This is a genomic window from Psychromonas sp. CD1 (genome assembly GCF_002239585.1).
Taxonomy (GTDB): Bacteria; Pseudomonadota; Gammaproteobacteria; order Enterobacterales; family Psychromonadaceae; genus Psychromonas.
Genome location: NZ_NDFH01000001.1, coordinates 1 through 18,955, shown reverse-complemented (window position 1 = coordinate 18,955; position 18,955 = coordinate 1). Strand labels below are relative to the sequence as shown.

The 18,955-nt window shown below is 37.1% G+C and carries 19 protein-coding genes; 13 read left to right on the top strand and 6 right to left on the bottom strand.

The features are described from left to right. Positions 1-164: 164 nt before the first annotated feature. The 4 genes from mscS to coaBC all read right to left on the bottom strand — a co-directional run bounded on the left by mscS (position 165) and on the right by coaBC (position 3,403). Positions 165-986, bottom strand: coding sequence for a small-conductance mechanosensitive channel MscS (gene mscS, locus B8W84_RS00095; RefSeq protein WP_374220137.1), 822 nt, complete (start codon positions 984-986; stop codon positions 165-167). A 97-nt stretch (positions 987-1,083) separates the two neighbouring features. After that, positions 1,084-1,686 (bottom strand): nucleoid occlusion factor SlmA, encoded by a 603-nt coding sequence (gene slmA, locus B8W84_RS00090; protein WP_094751310.1) that lies wholly within the window; start codon positions 1,684-1,686, stop codon positions 1,084-1,086. 18 nt (positions 1,687-1,704) lie between these two features. Beyond that, positions 1,705-2,160 carry a dUTP diphosphatase gene (gene dut / locus B8W84_RS00085; RefSeq protein WP_094751309.1) on the bottom strand — a complete coding sequence of 152 codons (456 nt, stop codon included), beginning with the start codon at positions 2,158-2,160 and terminating at the stop codon, positions 1,705-1,707. Beyond that, the gene (gene coaBC / locus B8W84_RS00080) at positions 2,141-3,403 is read right to left on the bottom strand and encodes a bifunctional phosphopantothenoylcysteine decarboxylase/phosphopantothenate--cysteine ligase CoaBC (protein WP_257797865.1); all 1,263 of its coding nucleotides are present in this window, start codon (positions 3,401-3,403) and stop codon (positions 2,141-2,143) included. Before coaBC ends, dut begins: the two co-directional genes overlap by 20 nt. A 543-nt stretch (positions 3,404-3,946) precedes the next feature. Between coaBC and rpmB the strand changes: the two genes are divergently transcribed. The 4 genes from rpmB to mutM all read left to right on the top strand — a co-directional run bounded on the left by rpmB (position 3,947) and on the right by mutM (position 5,706). Further along, the gene (rpmB, locus tag B8W84_RS00075; protein WP_094751308.1) at positions 3,947-4,183 is read left to right on the top strand and encodes a 50S ribosomal protein L28; all 237 of its coding nucleotides are present in this window, start codon (positions 3,947-3,949) and stop codon (positions 4,181-4,183) included. Positions 4,184-4,194: 11 nt separating this feature from the next. After that, positions 4,195-4,350: a 50S ribosomal protein L33 gene (gene rpmG, locus B8W84_RS00070; protein ID WP_011768487.1), complete on the top strand. Its 156-nt coding sequence runs from the start codon at positions 4,195-4,197 to the stop codon at positions 4,348-4,350. A 66-nt stretch (positions 4,351-4,416) separates the two neighbouring features. Continuing rightward, on the top strand, positions 4,417-4,866 hold the full coding sequence (locus B8W84_RS00065; protein ID WP_094751307.1) for a hypothetical protein: 450 nt from the start codon (positions 4,417-4,419) through the stop codon (positions 4,864-4,866). Between the two features lie 27 nt (positions 4,867-4,893). Then, positions 4,894-5,706, top strand: a complete 813-nt coding sequence (mutM, locus tag B8W84_RS00060; RefSeq protein ID WP_094751306.1) for a bifunctional DNA-formamidopyrimidine glycosylase/DNA-(apurinic or apyrimidinic site) lyase — start codon at positions 4,894-4,896, stop codon at positions 5,704-5,706. 142 nt (positions 5,707-5,848) lie between these two features. On the opposite strand, the gene coaD is transcribed toward mutM, so the two are convergent. Then, positions 5,849-6,340 carry a pantetheine-phosphate adenylyltransferase gene (coaD, locus tag B8W84_RS00055; protein WP_094751305.1) on the bottom strand — a complete coding sequence of 164 codons (492 nt, stop codon included), beginning with the start codon at positions 6,338-6,340 and terminating at the stop codon, positions 5,849-5,851. Positions 6,341-6,762: 422 nt separating this feature from the next. On the opposite strand from coaD, the gene lysA reads away from it, so the two are divergent. The 9 genes from lysA to hslU all read left to right on the top strand — a co-directional run bounded on the left by lysA (position 6,763) and on the right by hslU (position 17,544). Beyond that, on the top strand, positions 6,763-8,025 hold the full coding sequence (lysA, locus tag B8W84_RS00050) for a diaminopimelate decarboxylase (RefSeq protein WP_094751304.1): 1,263 nt from the start codon (positions 6,763-6,765) through the stop codon (positions 8,023-8,025). 10 nt (positions 8,026-8,035) lie between these two features. Next, positions 8,036-8,863 (top strand): diaminopimelate epimerase, encoded by an 828-nt coding sequence (gene dapF, locus B8W84_RS00045; protein ID WP_094751303.1) that lies wholly within the window; start codon positions 8,036-8,038, stop codon positions 8,861-8,863. A 91-nt stretch (positions 8,864-8,954) separates the two neighbouring features. Continuing rightward, positions 8,955-9,854 (top strand): tyrosine recombinase XerC, encoded by a 900-nt coding sequence (gene xerC, locus B8W84_RS00040; protein ID WP_094751302.1) that lies wholly within the window; start codon positions 8,955-8,957, stop codon positions 9,852-9,854. After that, positions 9,851-10,564, top strand: coding sequence for a 5-amino-6-(5-phospho-D-ribitylamino)uracil phosphatase YigB (yigB, locus tag B8W84_RS00035; protein WP_094751301.1), 714 nt, complete (start codon positions 9,851-9,853; stop codon positions 10,562-10,564). The genes xerC and yigB overlap by 4 nt, the downstream gene beginning before the upstream one ends. 14 nt (positions 10,565-10,578) lie before the next feature. Then, positions 10,579-12,747 carry a DNA helicase II gene (gene uvrD, locus B8W84_RS00030; protein WP_094751300.1) on the top strand — a complete coding sequence of 723 codons (2,169 nt, stop codon included), beginning with the start codon at positions 10,579-10,581 and terminating at the stop codon, positions 12,745-12,747. A gap of 532 nt (positions 12,748-13,279) precedes the next feature. Continuing rightward, positions 13,280-15,028: an arginine--tRNA ligase gene (gene argS / locus B8W84_RS00025; RefSeq protein ID WP_094751299.1), complete on the top strand. Its 1,749-nt coding sequence runs from the start codon at positions 13,280-13,282 to the stop codon at positions 15,026-15,028. After that, positions 15,029-15,544, top strand: coding sequence for an SPOR domain-containing protein (locus B8W84_RS00020; protein ID WP_094751298.1), 516 nt, complete (start codon positions 15,029-15,031; stop codon positions 15,542-15,544). It begins immediately after the preceding gene. 108 nt (positions 15,545-15,652) lie between these two features. Beyond that, complete coding sequence (hslV, locus tag B8W84_RS00015) at positions 15,653-16,192, top strand: ATP-dependent protease subunit HslV (protein ID WP_094751297.1); 540 nt, start codon at positions 15,653-15,655, stop codon at positions 16,190-16,192. 11 nt (positions 16,193-16,203) lie between these two features. Further along, entirely contained in the window at positions 16,204-17,544 is a 1,341-nt protein-coding gene (hslU, locus tag B8W84_RS00010) for an ATP-dependent protease ATPase subunit HslU (RefSeq protein WP_094751296.1), read from the top strand. A gap of 326 nt (positions 17,545-17,870) precedes the next feature. Here hslU and glpQ read toward each other — a convergent pair whose 3' ends face one another. Beyond that, the gene (glpQ, locus tag B8W84_RS00005; RefSeq protein WP_094751327.1) at positions 17,871-18,923 is read right to left on the bottom strand and encodes a glycerophosphodiester phosphodiesterase; all 1,053 of its coding nucleotides are present in this window, start codon (positions 18,921-18,923) and stop codon (positions 17,871-17,873) included. Between the last annotated feature and the right edge of the window lie 32 nt (positions 18,924-18,955).

The following is an 18,955-nucleotide window of genomic DNA, read 5'->3' as shown; positions in this document are numbered from 1 at the left end:
TGAACATTCTTTGATGTTTAACAGCAAAAAATAAATTTAATATCATAACATTGAGGTGCGGTACTGCATTGCCGTTAATTATCGTACCCGACTCTAACAAAAAAGCCCCACATCCAAAAAAGACAAGGGGCTTTTTATCTACATTTGGTCATCACCATACAACACTATTCATCTAATTTGTTCATATGTACATCCATTTGAGGATATGGAATACCGATACCAGCTTCATCTAATGCATTTTTAATTGCTTCCATTAATGCAAAATGAACCCCCCAATAATCGCTACTTTTAACCCATGGGCGTACGACAAAATTCACACTAGATGCCGCCAATTCAGACACAGCAACAAGAGCCTGTGGCGATTTTAATATTAATTCATTATCCTTAAGTACCGCTTCTAATATCGCTTTGGTTTTAGCAAGATCAGCTTTATAACTAACACCAATCGTGATGTCGATACGGCGGGTTGCTTTACGGGAATAATTAATAATGCTTCCGCTTAAGATGGCAGAGTTTGGTACAACTACAAATTTATTGTCCGGCGTAATTAGTGTTGTTGCAAAAATTTGTACTGATTCAACACTGCCTGAAACACCGGCAGCATCAATGTACTCACCCGCTTTAAATGGGCGCAAGATAATAATAAGCACACCTGATGCAAAATTTGAAAGTGATCCCTGTAACGCTAAACCAATAGCTAAACCAGCTGCACCAATAATTGCAATAAAGGATGTTGTTTGAACGCCAATACGACTTAACGCCGCGATTAAAACAAAAGCGACAATGACATATTTTGCCAGATGAGAAACAAAATCAACAACCGTAATATCTAATTTCCGCTTGATCAATACTTTATTTATTGCACCAGAAATCATCCGCGCAACAATAAGACCAATCACAATCGTTAAGATTGCTGCAATAATATTCAGTCCATATTCAATAAACAAGCTTTGGTTGTTATTAACCCAATCAAAACTTTTGCCCACTAAATTCATTCCATTTGAAATTTGATCACTTACAACATCTTTTGTTGTATTCATCACTTCTGATGTAATTTTTCCCTCTGACATAATATCTCCTTCATTAGCTTTGTTTTAATTGATTATAAAAAAACAACCACTGAACTTTGAAATTTTGAGTCGGTTTCTGTTTAAATTGACTGCGCACAAATTGACTCATGCGCCCTTCCACATACGCGAGTAGTAAATTAGCTAGCACTGTTTCATCCATCTGCAGTTTTGTACCATCTAACATTGGTTTTTCTCTTAATATTTGCTTTATTTGTGATTCCAACTTCAAAAAAATATGTTCAATACGTGCTTGTAGTCGTTCATTCTCTCCTTGCAATGCATCTCCTGTTAATAATCGACTAATTCCAGGATTTTGCTCTGCAAATCCTAATAAAAAATACAAAATGTGCTCAATTCGTGTAAAAGTCTGCTTTTGTTGCTCTTTAATAATATTAATTTGAGTAAAAATAGTTGATTCTATAAAATCTATTAAGCCCTCAAACATTCTCGCTTTACTAGGAAAATGACGGTATAAAGCCGCCTCAGAAACACCCACTTGTTTTGCCAGTTTTGCGGTTGTAATTCGTTGCCCAGGTTTACCTTCCAACATTTCTGCAAGCGCGCGTAGAATATCCTCTTTACGATTTATCTTTTTTTTCAATGTTTTTGTAACCATGTCCAGCAATTCCCTCTGTTATAACTTACCTGTATGCCCGAAACCACCTTCACCACGATCGGAACGAGTAAAGTTTTCGACCACTTCAAATGCGACTTGCACTATCGGCAAAAAAACTAATTGTGCTAGTCGCTCGCCAGGTAAAAGAGTGAATTCTTTTTGGCTACGATTCCAACAAGAAACCATTAAAGGTCCTTGATAATCTGAATCAATTAATCCAACTAAATTTCCCAGAACAATACCGTGCTTATGACCCAGCCCTGAACGCGGTAAAATCGTCGCGGCTAAGGTGGGATCGGCAATGTGAATGGCAATACCAGTTGCAATCAATTGTGTCTCTCCTGGTGCAAGCACTAACGGCTCATTAATACAGGCACATAAATCCATGCCTGCAGAGCCTGACGTTGCATGCTCAGGAAAAGGAAACTCATGACCAATACGGGGATCAAGTATTTTAAGTTGGATCTGTTTCATTATTTTTTGTATCTCGCGTTAATTTTTTCTGGTATTGCTCGCTAATGATTTTGAGGAGTTGTCGAGCAACTTCTTTTTTATCTGCAAGTTTTATATCAAATCTTTGTCTGTTAGAAAATACAGTCAGAGCATTTTTTTCACTATTGAATCCTTGCCCTTCTTTTGCCACATCATTGGCAGCAATTAAATCTAATTTTTTACTTTTTAATTTACCTCGGGCGTACTGTTCTAAGGATTCTGTTTCTGCGGCAAAGCCGACACAATAAGGTCGGTTGGGATGATTAGCTACGCTTGCAATAATATCAGGATTTTTCACTAAACGAAGTATCAAGTCTTCACTTTGGGATGTTTTTTTTATTTTTTGCTGACAAATATCTTGAGCACGATAATCGGCAACAGCAGCACAACCAATGAAAATATCACAATTATTAATGGTGTTAATACTTGCTTTAAGCATTTGCAATGCACTAACAACTTTTTCTCGATGTACATTTTTAGGTGTGGGCAAGGCCGTGGGTCCACTTATCAACGTGACATTTGCCCCCCACTGCTCTGCAATAGTCGCCAACGCAAATCCCATCTTCCCTGAACTATGATTACTAATATAACGTACAGGATCTAAAGCCTCTTGAGTTGGACCAGCTGTGATCGTGATATTTACCCCTTCGAATACAGTTTCTTTAGGTGTGAAAAAATCAATAGTTCGTTGTACTAAATCATCTGTTTCAAGCATCCGTCCAGGACCTACATCGCCACAAGCTTGGATACCGTAACCGGGCCCCCATATAAAAAAATGGCGTTTTTCTAAACGTTTCAAATTATATTGAGTAGCGGATGCTAAATACATTTGCATATTCATAGCGGGTGCGATAACAATAGGAGCAGTCGATGCTAAGCACAAAGTGGTGAGCAATTCATCGGCAAAACCACCGTGCAATCGAGCGATTAAATTAGCCGTTGCAGGCGCAAGTAATATCATGTCCGCCCATTTCCCTAACTCGATATGTCCCATACCCGCTTCTGCTTGCGGATCGAGTAATGATGAGGCAACTATATGCCCAGAAACAGCTTGCATCGTTAACGGCGTAATAAACTCTTGCGCCGATTTTGTCATTACCACACGAATATCCGCACCATGATCTCTCAAACGACGCGTCAGTTCCGCGCACTTATAGGCGGCAATACCACCTGAAATACCCAATAATATTTTTTTCCCCGCTAAAAATTGCATATCCATAGACATAAACGCTACTCGTCAATAAAAAGAGTAATACAATAACACAAACACCTTTCTCAAGATGTGGCAAAATAAAAATAGAACTTAAGAAACTCAGTATAATTTCAATGTATTGCCACCTTAAATAAGATAAATAAAACAGAAAAAAACCATAGAAAAAACTTCAATTACGTGTTTTTATAGCCGTATTATGACGTACAACATTTTTATTTTTAAAGAGTGCAATTAAAGGTAGCAGAACTCTTAGAAAAAACATGAAAACCCCTTATGATTTTTTAAAATACTAAGCGAGATCACCCTCAAAAAAACATTAAAAAGCAGATTTTAGTGCTTTATTTTCACTCTTTTTTTTCTTGTTATTTTCCCTCTTAAATCAAAAAAAACCTTTTTTTTCCAAAAAATGGCGAGATTTAAGACATTAATTCACACTTTTGTTGATCTTTCATACTCGATCATGTATAAAATGCGCCCTCGACGCCTTTGGCGACGGCTAAAAAAGGTGTTCGACTATTTTGCTCGAGTAAAACTATTATTTTGGGAGACAAAGACATGTCTAGAGTATGTCAAGTTACAGGCAAGCGTCCTATGACGGGTAACAATGTATCACACGCAAAGAACCGCACACGACGTCGTTTCTTACCAAACCTTCAAACACACCGTTTTTGGGTTGAAAGTGAGAATCGTTTTGTTAAATTACGCTTAACTACTAAAGGTATGCGTATCATCGACAAAAAAGGTATTGATACAGTTCTTGCTGATATCCGTGCTAATGGCGTTAAAGTTTAAGGAGCAGTAAAATGCGTGATAAAATTCGTTTAAATTCAAGTGCTGGTACTGGTCATTTTTATACTACAGATAAAAATAAAAAGACTATGCCTGAAAAGTTTGAAATCAAAAAGTTTGATCCTGTTGTACGTAAGCATGTTATGTACAAAGAAGGCAAAATCAAGTAAATTTGATTTTATCTAAAAAGAACCCAGTCTATACTGGGTTTTTTTATATCCAAAAAAGGAGAGATCATGCGTTTATCGAAAAAGGGTTGGAATAATGTACTTATTTTCGGTGTTTTAATAATTGTCTTTTTTTTCAATTTCAGTCAACGTATTTTATTCAAAGTGAAACATAATTCGCATACCTTAATCGATGCAGAGTTAGTCATTGTTGAAATAAAAACATCCGATTTTAGCATTAAACGCAACGGACGCGATTGGATAAGTGAACCGTCTTTAGGTTTATCTCCACAACAACTTGCTAAGTTAGTACACAACTGGCAAAGTATTGAGTTGCCCTCAGAAGTCCCTATCAAAGAGCCTAAATATCCATTTACCATACAAGTCTATACGGCCAATGAAACGCAACCTATAATAATTCAATTGATCCAACAAGGAGATGATTATTTATTGCAATATAATAATGAAAGAACGCTTTTACTCAATAGCCAACAACTGCCTTTACTTTTGGGTCAATAAATACGTTTTGTGATGTAAGGAGATAACATGCCAGAGTTACCCGAAGTCGAAACTACACGGCGAGGTATTAGCGTACATATTATCGGTGATAAAATAGAGTATATCGAGATCCGCCAAAGACAACTGCGCTGGAAAATCCCTGAAGATTTGCACGTTTACCTAGTACACAAAACCTTATTGTCTATTGAACGTCGCGCTAAATACCTTTTACTCAACTTTGAATCGGGCACGTTATTAATCCATCTTGGCATGTCGGGTAGTTTACGTATTTGCCCTTTAAATACCCCCACAGAAAAACACGATCATGCAGACATTGTCTTTACACACTGTTTATTACGCTACACAGACCCCAGACGCTTTGGCGCCATTCTATGGCTAGGCCTTAACCCCTATGCTCACAAATTGCTCTGCAATCTTGGTGTAGAGCCTTTGAGCGTTGATTTAACAGGTGAATATCTGTATGAAAAAAGCAAACGACGTAGACTCGCTGTAAAACAATTTATTATGGATCAGAGAGTTCTCACCGGCGTCGGTAATATTTATGCCACTGAAGCGCTTTTTTTAAGTGCAATCAAGCCTACGCTAAGAGCGGGTGACATCTCCTTAGAGCGCTATCAATTATTGGTACAAGAAATCCAAAAAGTATTAAAAACAGCAATTGAACAAGGTGGAACGACATTAAAGGATTTTGTCGGGAGTGATGGTAAACCAGGATATTTTCAACAACAATTACATATTTATGGCAAAAAAGGTGGTCACTGCCCTATTTGTTTAGGTCCTTTAAGCTCACTAAAACTAGCAGGTAGAAATAGTGTGTATTGCGACCATTGCCAAACTTAATGGCCATGGCCTCATGCTATGCTTAAATGTAAAGCGCTCAAAAAAGCGCATAGAGAGCAATTTATATGTTTTCGTCGCCAGAGTTGCTTAAATGCCAAATAACCCGCGGTGTGCAATAACAGGCCAATTTAACGCTGTTTCTTTATGTGCTCTCTTTGTCTTTATTTTTTTTAAACAATGCTTCTTGTACTACAAAAGGCGCAAGTTGCGTAATATCCCCACCATGTTTAAACACTTCTTTGACTACCGTCGAGGAGATAAAACTACTTCGGTTATTCGCCACTAACAAAATCGTCTCTAATTGTGGATTTAATATTTTATTAAGTTGCGATAATTGAATTTCGTATTCGACATCCGCACCACATCGAATGCCTCTAATCAAAGCAATTGCTTTTTTATCTTTAGCAAAATCTGCTAATAAACCCGAGAAGGGCTCTATCTCAACATTGCTCAGGGAAGTCGTTACTTGCCGAAGAAGAGCACAACGCTCTTCAATATTAAACAGCGTTTTTTTACTCTCATTTAACGCTACGCCAACAATGACTTTGTCTGCAATGCAAGCCGCACGTTGTAATAAATCAAGATGTCCATGTGTCACGGGATCAAACGTTCCAGGGAAAATTACTGTTTTCATTTTAACAACACTCTCTTTGCTTATTTTAGAACCATAAAATAAAACTAAATACCATTTTTTGAAGGGTCAAGTACAACCCAAAACTCTTTGAAATCGATCACATAAAAACACACGTTTTTTGATTGTTATTTTTATTGAGCTATCCTTTAGTTTCAGTAATACGGGAGATCAACATATGATAGCTCACAAAAAACTGCTCTATGAAATAGTCATAAGTACCTTCGTGACTTGCTCTTTATTTCTTGTTTTTGATGTTTTGGTACAAGGCTACGAGGCTTACCATTTATACGTTTTATCTCTATTGATAGTTATTTTTATTTTCCTACATAAAAATTATATATTTATAATAAAAACTTAAACAGTAACTGTAACCGGTAAATAAGGGATATTACCGATCAATAAAAAATAAAGAGGGTTTTAAATTGGATCACTTTAATTATCACACGGATGGACGTCTTTTTGTCGAAGATATAGCCATTGAAGATATCATCAAAAAAGCAGGTACGCCCGCTTATGTCTATTCTAGAGCCACGATAGAAAGGCATTGGAAGGGTCTAGATAAGGCAGCTAATACTTACCCTCATTTAATTTGTTATTCTGTAAAAGCAAACCCTAACTTAGGTGTTTTAAATATAATGGCACGTTTAGGCTCTGGCTTTGATATTGTTTCCGCGGGTGAACTATTACGCGTTATTCAAGCAGGTGGCAATCCTAAAAAAGTTGTTTTCTCTGGTGTGGGTAAAACTGATGTCGAAATATCTACCGCATTACAAGCATCTATTTTATGTTTCAATGTAGAGTCAATCTCTGAGCTCTATCGCATTAACCGTGTCGCCCAAAGTTTAAATAAAAAAGCGCCTATCTCCATTCGTATTAATCCAAATATCGATGCGGGAACGCACCCTTACATTTCAACGGGTTTAAAAGAAAATAAATTTGGAATTGAAATTGAACAAGCGATTACTGTTTATCAGCTTGCTATGGGTCTTGAATTTATTGAAATAATAGGTGTAGATTGCCATATTGGCTCACAAATTACGGAGTTATCACCCTTTCTAGATACTATCGATAAATTACTCAATTTAATTGATGAGTTAGAAAATCTTGGAATATCTATTACGCATCTCGATTTAGGGGGTGGATTAGGCGTACCTTACAATAATGAAACGCCACCCAATCCAACTTTATATATGAACGAAATCATAAAAAAAATGGGTAATCGAAAGATAAAGTTACTCTTTGAACCCGGCAGAGCAATCATGGCAAATGCGGGAATATTACTAACAAAAGTAGAATATTTAAAAATTAACGAACAAAAAAACTTTGCCATCGTTGATGCTGCTATGAACGATCTTCTTCGCCCTGCATTGTATAATGCGTGGCAAGAAATTATTCCTGTTAATAATAAACTACTTACATCAAACCATCGACCTCAACGTAATTATGACATCGTTGGCCCAATTTGTGAAAGTGCTGATTTTTTAGGTAAAGATCGTGTTTTATCTATTGCAGAGGGCGACTACTTAGCTATCCGCAGTAGTGGTGCTTACGGATCAACGATGAGTTCAAATTATAATTCACGTTGTCGACCTGTAGAAGTTATGGTTGATAACGAAAAAGCATTTATTGTAAGAGAGCGAGAACAGCATCGAAATCTATGGGCCGGTGAGCATGTTTTACCTTAGGAACAAATAAATGAATATCCAATTTTCAAAGATGCATGGTCTCGGAAATGACTTTATGGTTATTGACAATATCACTCAAAGTGTCTTTCTTTCTAAAGCTGCCATTCAGCGTTTAGCAGATCGAAATTTTGGCATCGGTTTTGATCAATTGTTACTGGTTGAGGCGCCTTACGATCCCGAACTTGACTTTCACTATCGTATTTTTAATGCTGATGGCAATGAAGTAGAGCAGTGTGGCAACGGTGCTCGTTGCTTTGCACGCTTTGTTAAGTTAAAAGGCTTAACACAAAAAAGGGTGATCAACGTTAGTACTGCTAAAGGAAAAATACAACTAAAAATAGAACAAGATGGCAATATTACAGTAGATATGGGAAAACCTGTTTTTGAACCCAATAAAATCCCCTTTATTGCTAAAAAAGAAGAAAAAACTTATATATTACGAGTGCAAGATCACACGGTTATCTGTGGAGTTGTTTCCATGGGAAACCCTCATTGTGTTGTTTTTGTAGATGACATCGAGAGTGCACCCGTTGCGACTTTAGGTCCTTTAATTGAGCATCATGAACGTTTCCCAAATAAAGTTAATGTGGCATTTTTAGAAATAAAAAGCCCTGACTTTGCCAAGCTACGCGTTTGGGAGCGAGGTGTAGGCGAAACACTCGCTTGCGGTACAGGCGCCTGTGCGGCCGCCGTCATTGGCCAGTTGCAAGGAAAACTAAGCACGCATTGTACTCTTGAACTAAAGGGTGGAACACTTAAGTTTTTCTGGCAAATGGGTCAAAGTGTCCGTATGACGGGAGCGGCTGAATTTGTCTTTGATGGCCATATTCAAATTTAAACACATAACGTCAACATGTAAATGTAAAAGTTAAACGTAGTAATAACGTTTACCTTTTACGTATACACCTAGACATTGATAAAGAATAATCATGAGATTACAAAAAACAGTCGACAACTACCTTAACCACATTGCCAGCCAACGTGGATTAAGCCCAATTACGATTCAAAACTATTCGCGAAACTTAGCCGAGTTTATACGTTTATTAGCACCTCAAAAAATTAAATCATGGCAAGATTTAAACAGCGATCATGTTCGCATGATAATAAAAGAGCTACATCAAAAAGGAATTAAGTCTCGTTCGATTGCGACAAAAATATCTGCTTTGCGTTCTTTTTTAGAATTTTTAGTACAAGATGAAGTGTTAACCTTTAATCCTGCTAAAGGTATCGTCACACCGAAGCTTGATAAACCACTACCTAAAAACATCTCTGTCGATGAAGTGTTTCAGCTCCTTAATATTAAAGAAGATGATCCTTTAAGTTTACGCGATCAATGCATGATGGAACTGATGTACTCCTCGGGATTACGACTCAGTGAACTTGTCGGGATTAATTTAAAAGATTTAAAGTTACGTGAATCCGAGGTAATGGTTTTAGGAAAAGGTAGCAAGCAACGTTTATTACCTATCACAAAAAAAGCAGTGAGCAGTCTTAAAGCGTGGTTAAAAGTAAGGCCTGATTTTTGTTCAAGCAATGAACAAGCGCTCTTTGTTTCTAAACAAAAAAAACGCATATCGGCACGTAATGTACAAATGCGTATGGAAAAGTGGGGCCTACAGCAACAATTGCCCAGTCATCTTAACCCACATAAATTACGCCACTCTTTTGCCACACATATGCTAGAGTCAAGTGGTAACTTACGCGCAGTACAATCACTATTGGGTCATGCTAATTTATCCACAACCCAAGTTTATACACACTTAGACTTTCAACATCTGGCTGAGGTGTATGATAAAGCACACCCTCGCGCCAAACGGAAAAAAACATGAAATTTTATCGCGCCTTAAAACCCTTTAAAGCAATAAGCTTTGATCTTGATGATACATTGTATGATAACCACCCCATAATAAAAAAAGCTGAAAGCGATTTCCTTCTCTATTTAAATAAAACATATGCGCAGTTAAGCGAATTAACCGCTCATCAATGGGGCTTATATAAAAATCACTTACTCCGTGAATATCCGCAGTTAATCCATGATGTTTCCCAGTGGCGCTTAGAAACACTAAAACGTATTATGTGTATTTACGGAATAACCGAATATATCGCAATCGACTCTGCACAACAGGCATTAACTGAGTTTTTACGCTTACGCAGTGCTTTTAAAGTGCCTCAAAAAAGCTTAGATTTATTAGATAGACTCGCTCAACAATACCCCGTAATAGCTATTACAAATGGTAATGTCGATACACATCAAATAGGCCTAGACAACAAATTTAAATTTGTTTTAAAAGCAGGAAATGGCTATCAAGCAAAACCTAGCGCAGATCTTTTTATCGAAGCGGCACAACGTTTAAACATTGCCGTGAGTGAAATTATACACGTTGGAGATCATTTGATTAGCGATGTCTTTGGTGCACAAAATAGTGGTGCACAAGCGGTCTGGTTAAATGAAAATAAACAATCCCTAGCAGGAGCAAGATTATTACCCACAGTTGAAATCACACAACTAGATCAACTATACTCACTGCTGACTAAATAGACAGGTGTATTTTAATGGATGTTTCATACTTAATTGATGGCTTAAATGATTTTCAACGTGCTGCAGTTTCTGCGCCAGAGCAGAATATGCTTGTACTTGCTGGTGCAGGTAGCGGTAAAACACGTGTTTTAACGCACCGTATCGCATGGCTACTTGAAGTTGAGCATATCCCGACTTATGGCATATTAGCCGTTACATTTACCAATAAAGCAGCCAAAGAAATGCGCGCTCGCATAAGTAGTATCTGTCCACAAAAAATATCTGGCATGTGGATTGGCACCTTTCATGGAATAGCACATCGACTATTACGTTTACACTTTCAAGAAGCAAACCTCCCCGAACATTTCCAAATTATCGACAGTGATGATCAACAAAAAATGATCAAGCGTATTATTAAAGTTCTGAATTTAGATGATAAATATTACCCGTCAAAAGAGCTACAATGGTATATCAATGATAAAAAAGATGAAGGTTTACGCGCTAAGCATATTGATGCGGGTTATAGTTTACAAGAAAAACAACGTTTACAAATTTATAAAGCCTACGAAGATGCATGTCAACTAGCCGGTTTGGTCGATTTTTCAGAGCTTTTACTACGTACCCATGAGCTTTTACTTACACACCCCTCTTTATTAAAACATTATCAACAACGCTTTAAACATGTCTTAGTCGATGAGTTTCAAGATACTAATAAATTACAATACGCTTGGCTTACTTTACTTACCGATGCCGATAACTTTTTAACCATTGTTGGTGATGATGATCAATCTATTTATGGCTGGCGTGGCGCCGACATTGAAAATATCCAACGTTTCTTAAAAGAGAAAAAAAATCCTGTAACCATTCTTTTAGAGCAAAACTATCGTTCAACAGGACACATTCTTAATGCATCGAATCAATTGATTAAGAATAACAGCGATCGTTTAGGTAAAGAGCTCTGGACCAGTGGTGAAGATGGAGAGCGCATTGCTATCTATAACGCCTTTAATGAATACGATGAAACGCGTTATGTTATTACACAGATAAAGAAATGGGAAAGAGAGAACAAAAAACTCTGTGATTGCGCCATTTTATACAGAAGCAATGCTCAGTCTCGACTTTTTGAAGAGCAATTAATGGCAAATCAAATTCCTTATCATATTTATGGCGGACAGCGATTTTTCGATCGTTTAGAAATTAAAGATAGTATCGCATATTTACGCTTAATGAATAATCACCAAGATGACGCTGCTTTTGAGCGAGTAATAAACAAACCCAAACGAAAAATTGGTAATACAACACTCGATAAAATCCGTATATGTGCGCGCGACCAAGGCTATACACTTTGGCATGCAAGCCATTATTTAATTGAAAATAAACTGCTAAGTGCAGGCGCGACACGCTCTTTGGGCGCTTTTGTTGACTTAATAAATCGCTTTAAAGAAGAAACTACTGAGCTACCTCTATTTCAATTACTTGACCATATTATTAATCATTCAGGATTAAAAGAGATGTTCGCCAATGAAAAAGGCGAAAAATCACGAAGCCGCATTGAAAACTTAGAGGAGCTTATATCTGCAAGTAAAAGCTTTACCATTCCAGAAGAAGAGCAAGATATGGATGAATTAACCGCTTTTCTAGCCTACGCGGCGCTTGAATCGGGTGACAATCAAGCCGATGAGTTTTCTGATGCTGTGCAGCTAATGACAATGCACTCAGCAAAAGGATTAGAATTTGCACAAGTCTTTATGGTCGGCGTTGAAGAAGGTATGTTTCCTAGCCAACGTTCAACTGAAGATCCAACTCGCCTTGCTGAAGAACGTCGCCTTTGTTACGTTGGTATGACGAGAGCCATGCAAAAACTTACCATTTGCCACGCGGATAGTCGACGTTTATATGGTCAAGAAAAGTTTCATTCTGTCTCACGCTTTATTGCTGAATTGCCTGAGCAAGATATCCAATTTATTCGTATAAAAACTCAAACCAAACATAATTATCCTAGCATTGAGAAACGCTTCAGTAACGCTATTAGCCAAGATGTGTTAGGTTTTGAGCTTGGGCAACAAGTCAAACATGTGAAGTTTGGGGAAGGCACTATCATCGGCCAAGAAGGGAGTGGCGAGAATAGTCGCTTACAAGTCCATTTTTCAGATGTCGGCAGTAAATGGTTAATGACTGCATATGCAAAGCTTGAACGAGTTTAATTTATTGCACAAATAACAACGTAGGTAACGAACATTATTAGTCGTTACCTACCCTACCGATAGTTGTTTTTGGTACGGTATTACTTCTTTTAAACAGAAATAATTATTCTACCTTATTAATCAATACACAATAATTGAAAGAAAATTACTCACATATAAAGAAGCATCTAATAACAACAGTCTGTGAACGATTAAATAACTTATCTAATAATTTATCCAACAGTCTGTGAACGATTAAATAACTTATCTAATAATTTATCCTCGCCGTTTTAACAAATTCACGTTATGCTGCGTTTTTTATGAAATATGTTTTTATTATATAAAAAAACTATCTGCGACAAATATAAATTGATAATAATCTAAGAATAAGAGTTATGTATCTATACTCATCTCCTCTGGTCAATAATGCCATTTTATTCCGAAAAATGACTAAAGTTAATACCTGAGTTGTTAGATGCCCCTAGTTTTCCACGCCGATAAATTGTAATATTCTATATTAACTCTTTAGTCTTTATCAATTGGTGAATCATCTATGAAAGCTTTTATCCAACAGCAACTTGAGCAAGTGATAGTTTTACTTCAAAAACAACAAATTATTCCTGAAGATGTTCAACCTCGCATTGTTATCGACCGAACAAAAGAAAAGTCACACGGCGACTTTGCCAGTAACCTTGCTCTTATATTAGCGAAACCCGCGAAGAAAAACCCTCGAATTTTAGCTGAGCTTATTATCAAAAATTTACCCTCTTCAGATATTATTATTAAAACAGAAATTGCAGGACCTGGTTTTATTAACTTTTTTATCAATCCCAACTACCTTGAAAAACAAATAGATAGCGCCTATGCAAGTGCGCGTTTAGATGTTGAATTAAGTGAAAATCCACAAACAATTGTTATCGATTATTCATCGCCTAATTTAGCTAAAGAAATGCATGTAGGCCATCTGCGCTCTACCATTATCGGTGATGCTGTGGTGCGTAGTTTAGAGTTTCAAGGTAATAATGTTGTACGCCAAAATCATGTGGGTGATTGGGGGACTCAATTTGGAATGCTACTTGCCTACATGGAAGAATTACGCTCTAAAGGCCAAGAAATCAAAAAAGATCTTGCTAACCTTGAGGTTTTTTACCGAGCAGCGAAGTGTCGCTTTGATGAATCTGAAACATTTGCTACGCGCGCTCGAAATCTTGTTGTTGAACTACAAAATGGTAATAAAGAGTGCTTGGAGTTATGGTGCGAATTTAAAGAAATAAGTATCTCACACTGTCAAGAAGCTTATCAACGCTTAGGTGTAAGCTTAGAGCGTAAACATGTTCGTGGTGAAAGTGCATATAATGATGATCTTTCAAATGTTATCATTGATCTAGAAAAATCAGGCCTATTAAAAGAAAGCCAAGGTGCAAAATGTGTTTTCTTAGATCGTTTTAAAAATAAAGAAGGTGAGCCACTTCCCGTTATTATTCAGAAAAAAGACGGTGGATTTCTTTATGCAACGTCTGATTTAGCTGCTATCCGTTACCGTCAATCAGTCTTAAATGCGAATCGAGTTCTTTATTTTGTTGATGCACGTCAGAGCTTACACTTCCAACAAGTATTTGAAGTTGCTCGTTTAGCCGGCTTCGTTAAAGAAACAACAACGCTTGAACATATGGCCTTTGGCACTGTAATGGGTGCGGATGGAAAACCCTTTAAAACACGTACAGGCTCAACACCTAAACTATCCGAGTTATTAACAGAAGCAGAAGAGCGCGCTTATGAATTGGTAAAAGAAAAAAACCAAGACATGGCAGAACAGGAGCTACGTCATATAGCATCAGTCGTCGGTATTGCATCTGTAAAATATGCAGATTTATCTAAAAATCGTACCAGTGATTATGTGTTTAATTTTGATAGTATGCTTAGTTTTGAAGGCAATACTGCGCCTTACCTCTTATACGCGTATACACGTGTTGTGAGTATCTTTAATAAAGCAGAAATGGATATGGACAGCATCACACAAGACATCTCATTCTCTGATGAAAAAGAAAAAGATTTAGCGAATAAAATAATGCAATTCAATGAAATTGTTAAACAAGTTACAAAACAAGGCATGCCTCACTTCTTGTGTTCTTACCTCTTTGAATTGGCTGGATTATTTTCAAGCTTCTATGAAGCCTGCCCTATTTTAAGCGCGCCGACAGACACACAAAAACAAAGTCGCTTGAAATTGGCTGCTTTAACGGCTAAAACATTAAAACAAGGCTTATCTTTACTCGGTATCAACACGTTGGAGCGTATGTAAATGGCCAAAAAGCCACTAAAACGTACGACTCGTAAACGTCCAGTTAGTAAAAAAAAACAAGCTAGAAAAGGATTTCCTTTTTTAGCTGTTGGTATTGCAATTTTATTGATTGGCTTTATCGGTTATTTTGTGTTTGCTGTAGATAAACCTGAAGAGGTAGTTGTCTATCCAAAAAATATTATAAAAGAAGTAGAAGTCTTACCCGAAAAACCCGAGCCTAGATGGGAGTACGAAAAAACATTAAAAACAAAAGAAATCAAAGTTGATATACCAAAGAAACAAGTATCTAAGCGTCCGTACTTAATGCAATGTGGATCATTTAGACGTTTAAATGATGCAGAAACACTTAAAGCGCGTATCGCATTTCAAGGCTTGAATACGATTATAAAAAAAACCACTACTTGGTATCGCGTTGTTCTTGGGCCCTATGACAATAAACGCCTTGCAGAAAAAGATCTGCATAAATTACAACGAGCCAATATCAATGGCTGTATGATCTGGTACTGGGATTTATAAAATAAAGATGCGTAAATTTTCATTTGCGCATCTTTATTTTAACCCCTTGAATTCATCGCTCTTCCCCCCTATATATAATAAATATACTTCAATAAATAGGTAATAAAAATGACGACGATTGTTTCAGTACGTCGCGGTAACCAAGTGGTTGTCGGAGGCGATGGCCAAGTTTCTCTCGGTAATACCATCATGAAAGGCAATGCACGAAAAGTACATCGTTTATACAATAACAAGGTAATAGCGGGCTTCGCAGGAGGCACCGCCGATGCCTTTACACTCTTAGAAAAATTTGAAGCGAAACTACAAGCTCACCAAGGAAACTTAGAAAGAGCCGCCGTTGAGCTTGCGAAAGATTGGCGCACAGATAAAATGTTACGTAAATTAGAGGCGTTATTAGTCGTTGCCGATGCTAAACACTCTTATATCATTACAGGTAATGGTGATGTTATTCGCCCTGAAAATGATATTATTGCCATTGGATCTGGTGGAAATTTTGCACAGTCAGCTGCTATGGCACTTCTGGAAAACACCGATTTAGATGCTAAAACGATCGTTGAAAAAGCACTTACTATCGCAGGAAATATCTGTGTATTTACCAATACTAATCAAACAATTGAAGTCATTGACTTTGAAAGTAGCGAGCAATAGGAATATAGCACATGTCAAATATGACCCCAAAACAGATCACCGCTGAATTAGATAGGCACATTATTGGTCAAGATAAAGCTAAGCGTGCCGTAGCGATAGCCTTACGTAATCGCTGGCGTAGAATGCAGTTAGACGAAGAAATTCGTCAAGAAGTAACCCCTAAAAACATCTTAATGATTGGCCCAACAGGTGTCGGAAAAACAGAAATCGCACGTCGTCTGGCAAAACTTGCAAATGCTCCATTTATAAAAGTTGAAGCAACAAAATTTACAGAAGTCGGTTATGTGGGTAAAGAAGTAGAGTCCATCATTCGTGATCTTGTAGAAGTATCTATTAAACTCACGCGCGAACAAGAGATGAAAAAAGTCACAACAAAAGCCGCGGATATTGCGGAAGATAAGATATTAGATATTCTTATTCCTCCCGCTAAAACAACAAACGAGTGGGATACAAGTAACGATATCGTTGAAGATGGTGTGGCTCGTCAGTCTTTTAGAAAAAAATTACGTGAAGGGAAATTAGACGACAAAGAGATTGAGGTTAACGTCCCTAGCACACAAATCGGTGTCGAAATCATGGCTCCTCCTGGTATGGAAGAGATGACAAATCAACTACAAGGCATGTTCCAGAGTCTTGCCAGTAAAAATGAAACGAAAAAGCGCAAGATGAAAATAAAAGATGCACTAAAAGCTATTATAGAAATAGAAAGTGCTAATTTAATTAATCAAGAAGACATTAAAGAACGCGCGATTTTTGCTGCAGAAAATCATGGTATCGTTTTTATTGATGAAATTGATAAAATATGTAAACGTGGTGATACGAGTGGTCCAGATGTATCTCGTGAAGGCGTGCAACGTGACCTCCTACCGTTAATTGAAGGCTCTACGGTTAGCACTAAATATGGCATGGTTAAAACAGATCATATGTTATTTATTGCATCTGGCGCATTCCAAGTTGCAAAACCATCTGATTTAATTCCAGAATTACAAGGACGCTTACCGATTCGCGTTGAATTAGAAGCCCTAACTGAAAAAGACTTAGCCCGTATTTTAACGGAGCCAAAGGCCTCTTTAAGTGAGCAATATCAAGCGTTATTAGCCACTGAAGGCGTAACCATTAATTTCACCGAAGATGGTATTAATAAAATTGCCAGCTCTGCATGGCACGTTAATGAAACGACTGAAAACATTGGAGCGCGCCGTTTACACACTTTAATGGAGCGGATAATGGATGAACTATCTTATGAAGCCTCAGATCGTAAAGGCGATAGTGTTACCATTGATGCTGAATATGTCGCTAACAGCCTTGATGATCTCATTAAAAATGAAGATTTAAGCCGTTTTATTCTATAATTAACTTATTCCCATCTTACTGAATTTTATTGTAAATTAAGGTGGGTTTGCCAATTAAAGTTATTATAAACAATAGAAATTTTACATGATAAAACCGTTTTAACCGCAATCCTCAAAGTCCTATGCAATCAATCGCCTACACCTCATAGTGTCAATGTAACCAAAAACTATTTTTTATGTTTCATCTTAATAAATAGCATTAAAAACACAATAAAAACCATGCTTTATTACATCTAAGGGGGACTTTCATTTGAGAGTGGAATTTGAGGCGCTTTATGCCCCTCAAATTCACCTTACTTTCTAAAAAACGAGCAACCTTTTATTTCTTATTTTGCTAAGAATTTAACCGCTTTATTGGGGTAATCTGTAAAAATGCCATCTACTTTAACCTGATTATAAAAAATATCCAACATATCGTCATAGTCTTTCGCATATGCAGGGATTTTTTCAGGTTCAGCTCTAAAAGTATAAACATGTATACCAAGACCCGCTTCTCGTGCCTTTTGCATTAATGGTTTGATGATAATGTTATCTCTCGTTGAAGCTTCATCTACAAGCATTGGTTTCCATGGACCGATAGCATCCGCATATTCGGCTACTTTTTTCATACCATCGTCTTTAAACATCCAATCATAGCTATATACTGTCGATCCTTCTTTAGAATAAAGCATGGTTTCATTCCAATCGGTATACGCCATTAACTGTACAAGCTTGAGATCCATTCCCATAGCGGGTAATAATTCATCATGTATACGTTTTAATTCAAGAGCGTCAAAACATTGCAAATATATATTACTATCCTTACTTATATAGCCATAAGTTTTCAATACACTCAATATGGCTTTGCTAATATCCTTGCCTTCATGACGATAAAACCACGCCGCTTTTATTTCAGGATAAATACCAATGTTGTAACCCAATGTTTTATTCAATCCTTGAATAAGCTCTATTTCCTCAGAGAATGTAGGCACTGTAAAATGGGATTTCCAAATAGGAAATCTATTGGGAAATATTGCTGTTTGCTTGCCATCGGGCGCCACATTAAACCCTTCGGTTACATTTAGGGTTCTAATTTCTTTTAAAGTAAAATCTATTACATAATAACGCCCATCCTTACGCGCCCGGCCAGAATATTTTGTCGCAACATCTGTAACTCTATCGAGATAACGATCGTGTAAGATAACGAGCTTGTCATCCTTCGTCATCACCACATCTTGCTCTATATAATTAGGCTTCATTGCATAAGCTAATACTTTAGCTTCCAATGTATGTTCAGGTAAATAACCCGAAGCACCTCGATGTGCAATCACTATCTGATTCGTTGATGCAAAACTCGATGCAATAAATAGCATAAAAGATGTCATAACTACTACCCTCATATATTTCATTTTATTATCTCATTTTCATTGAT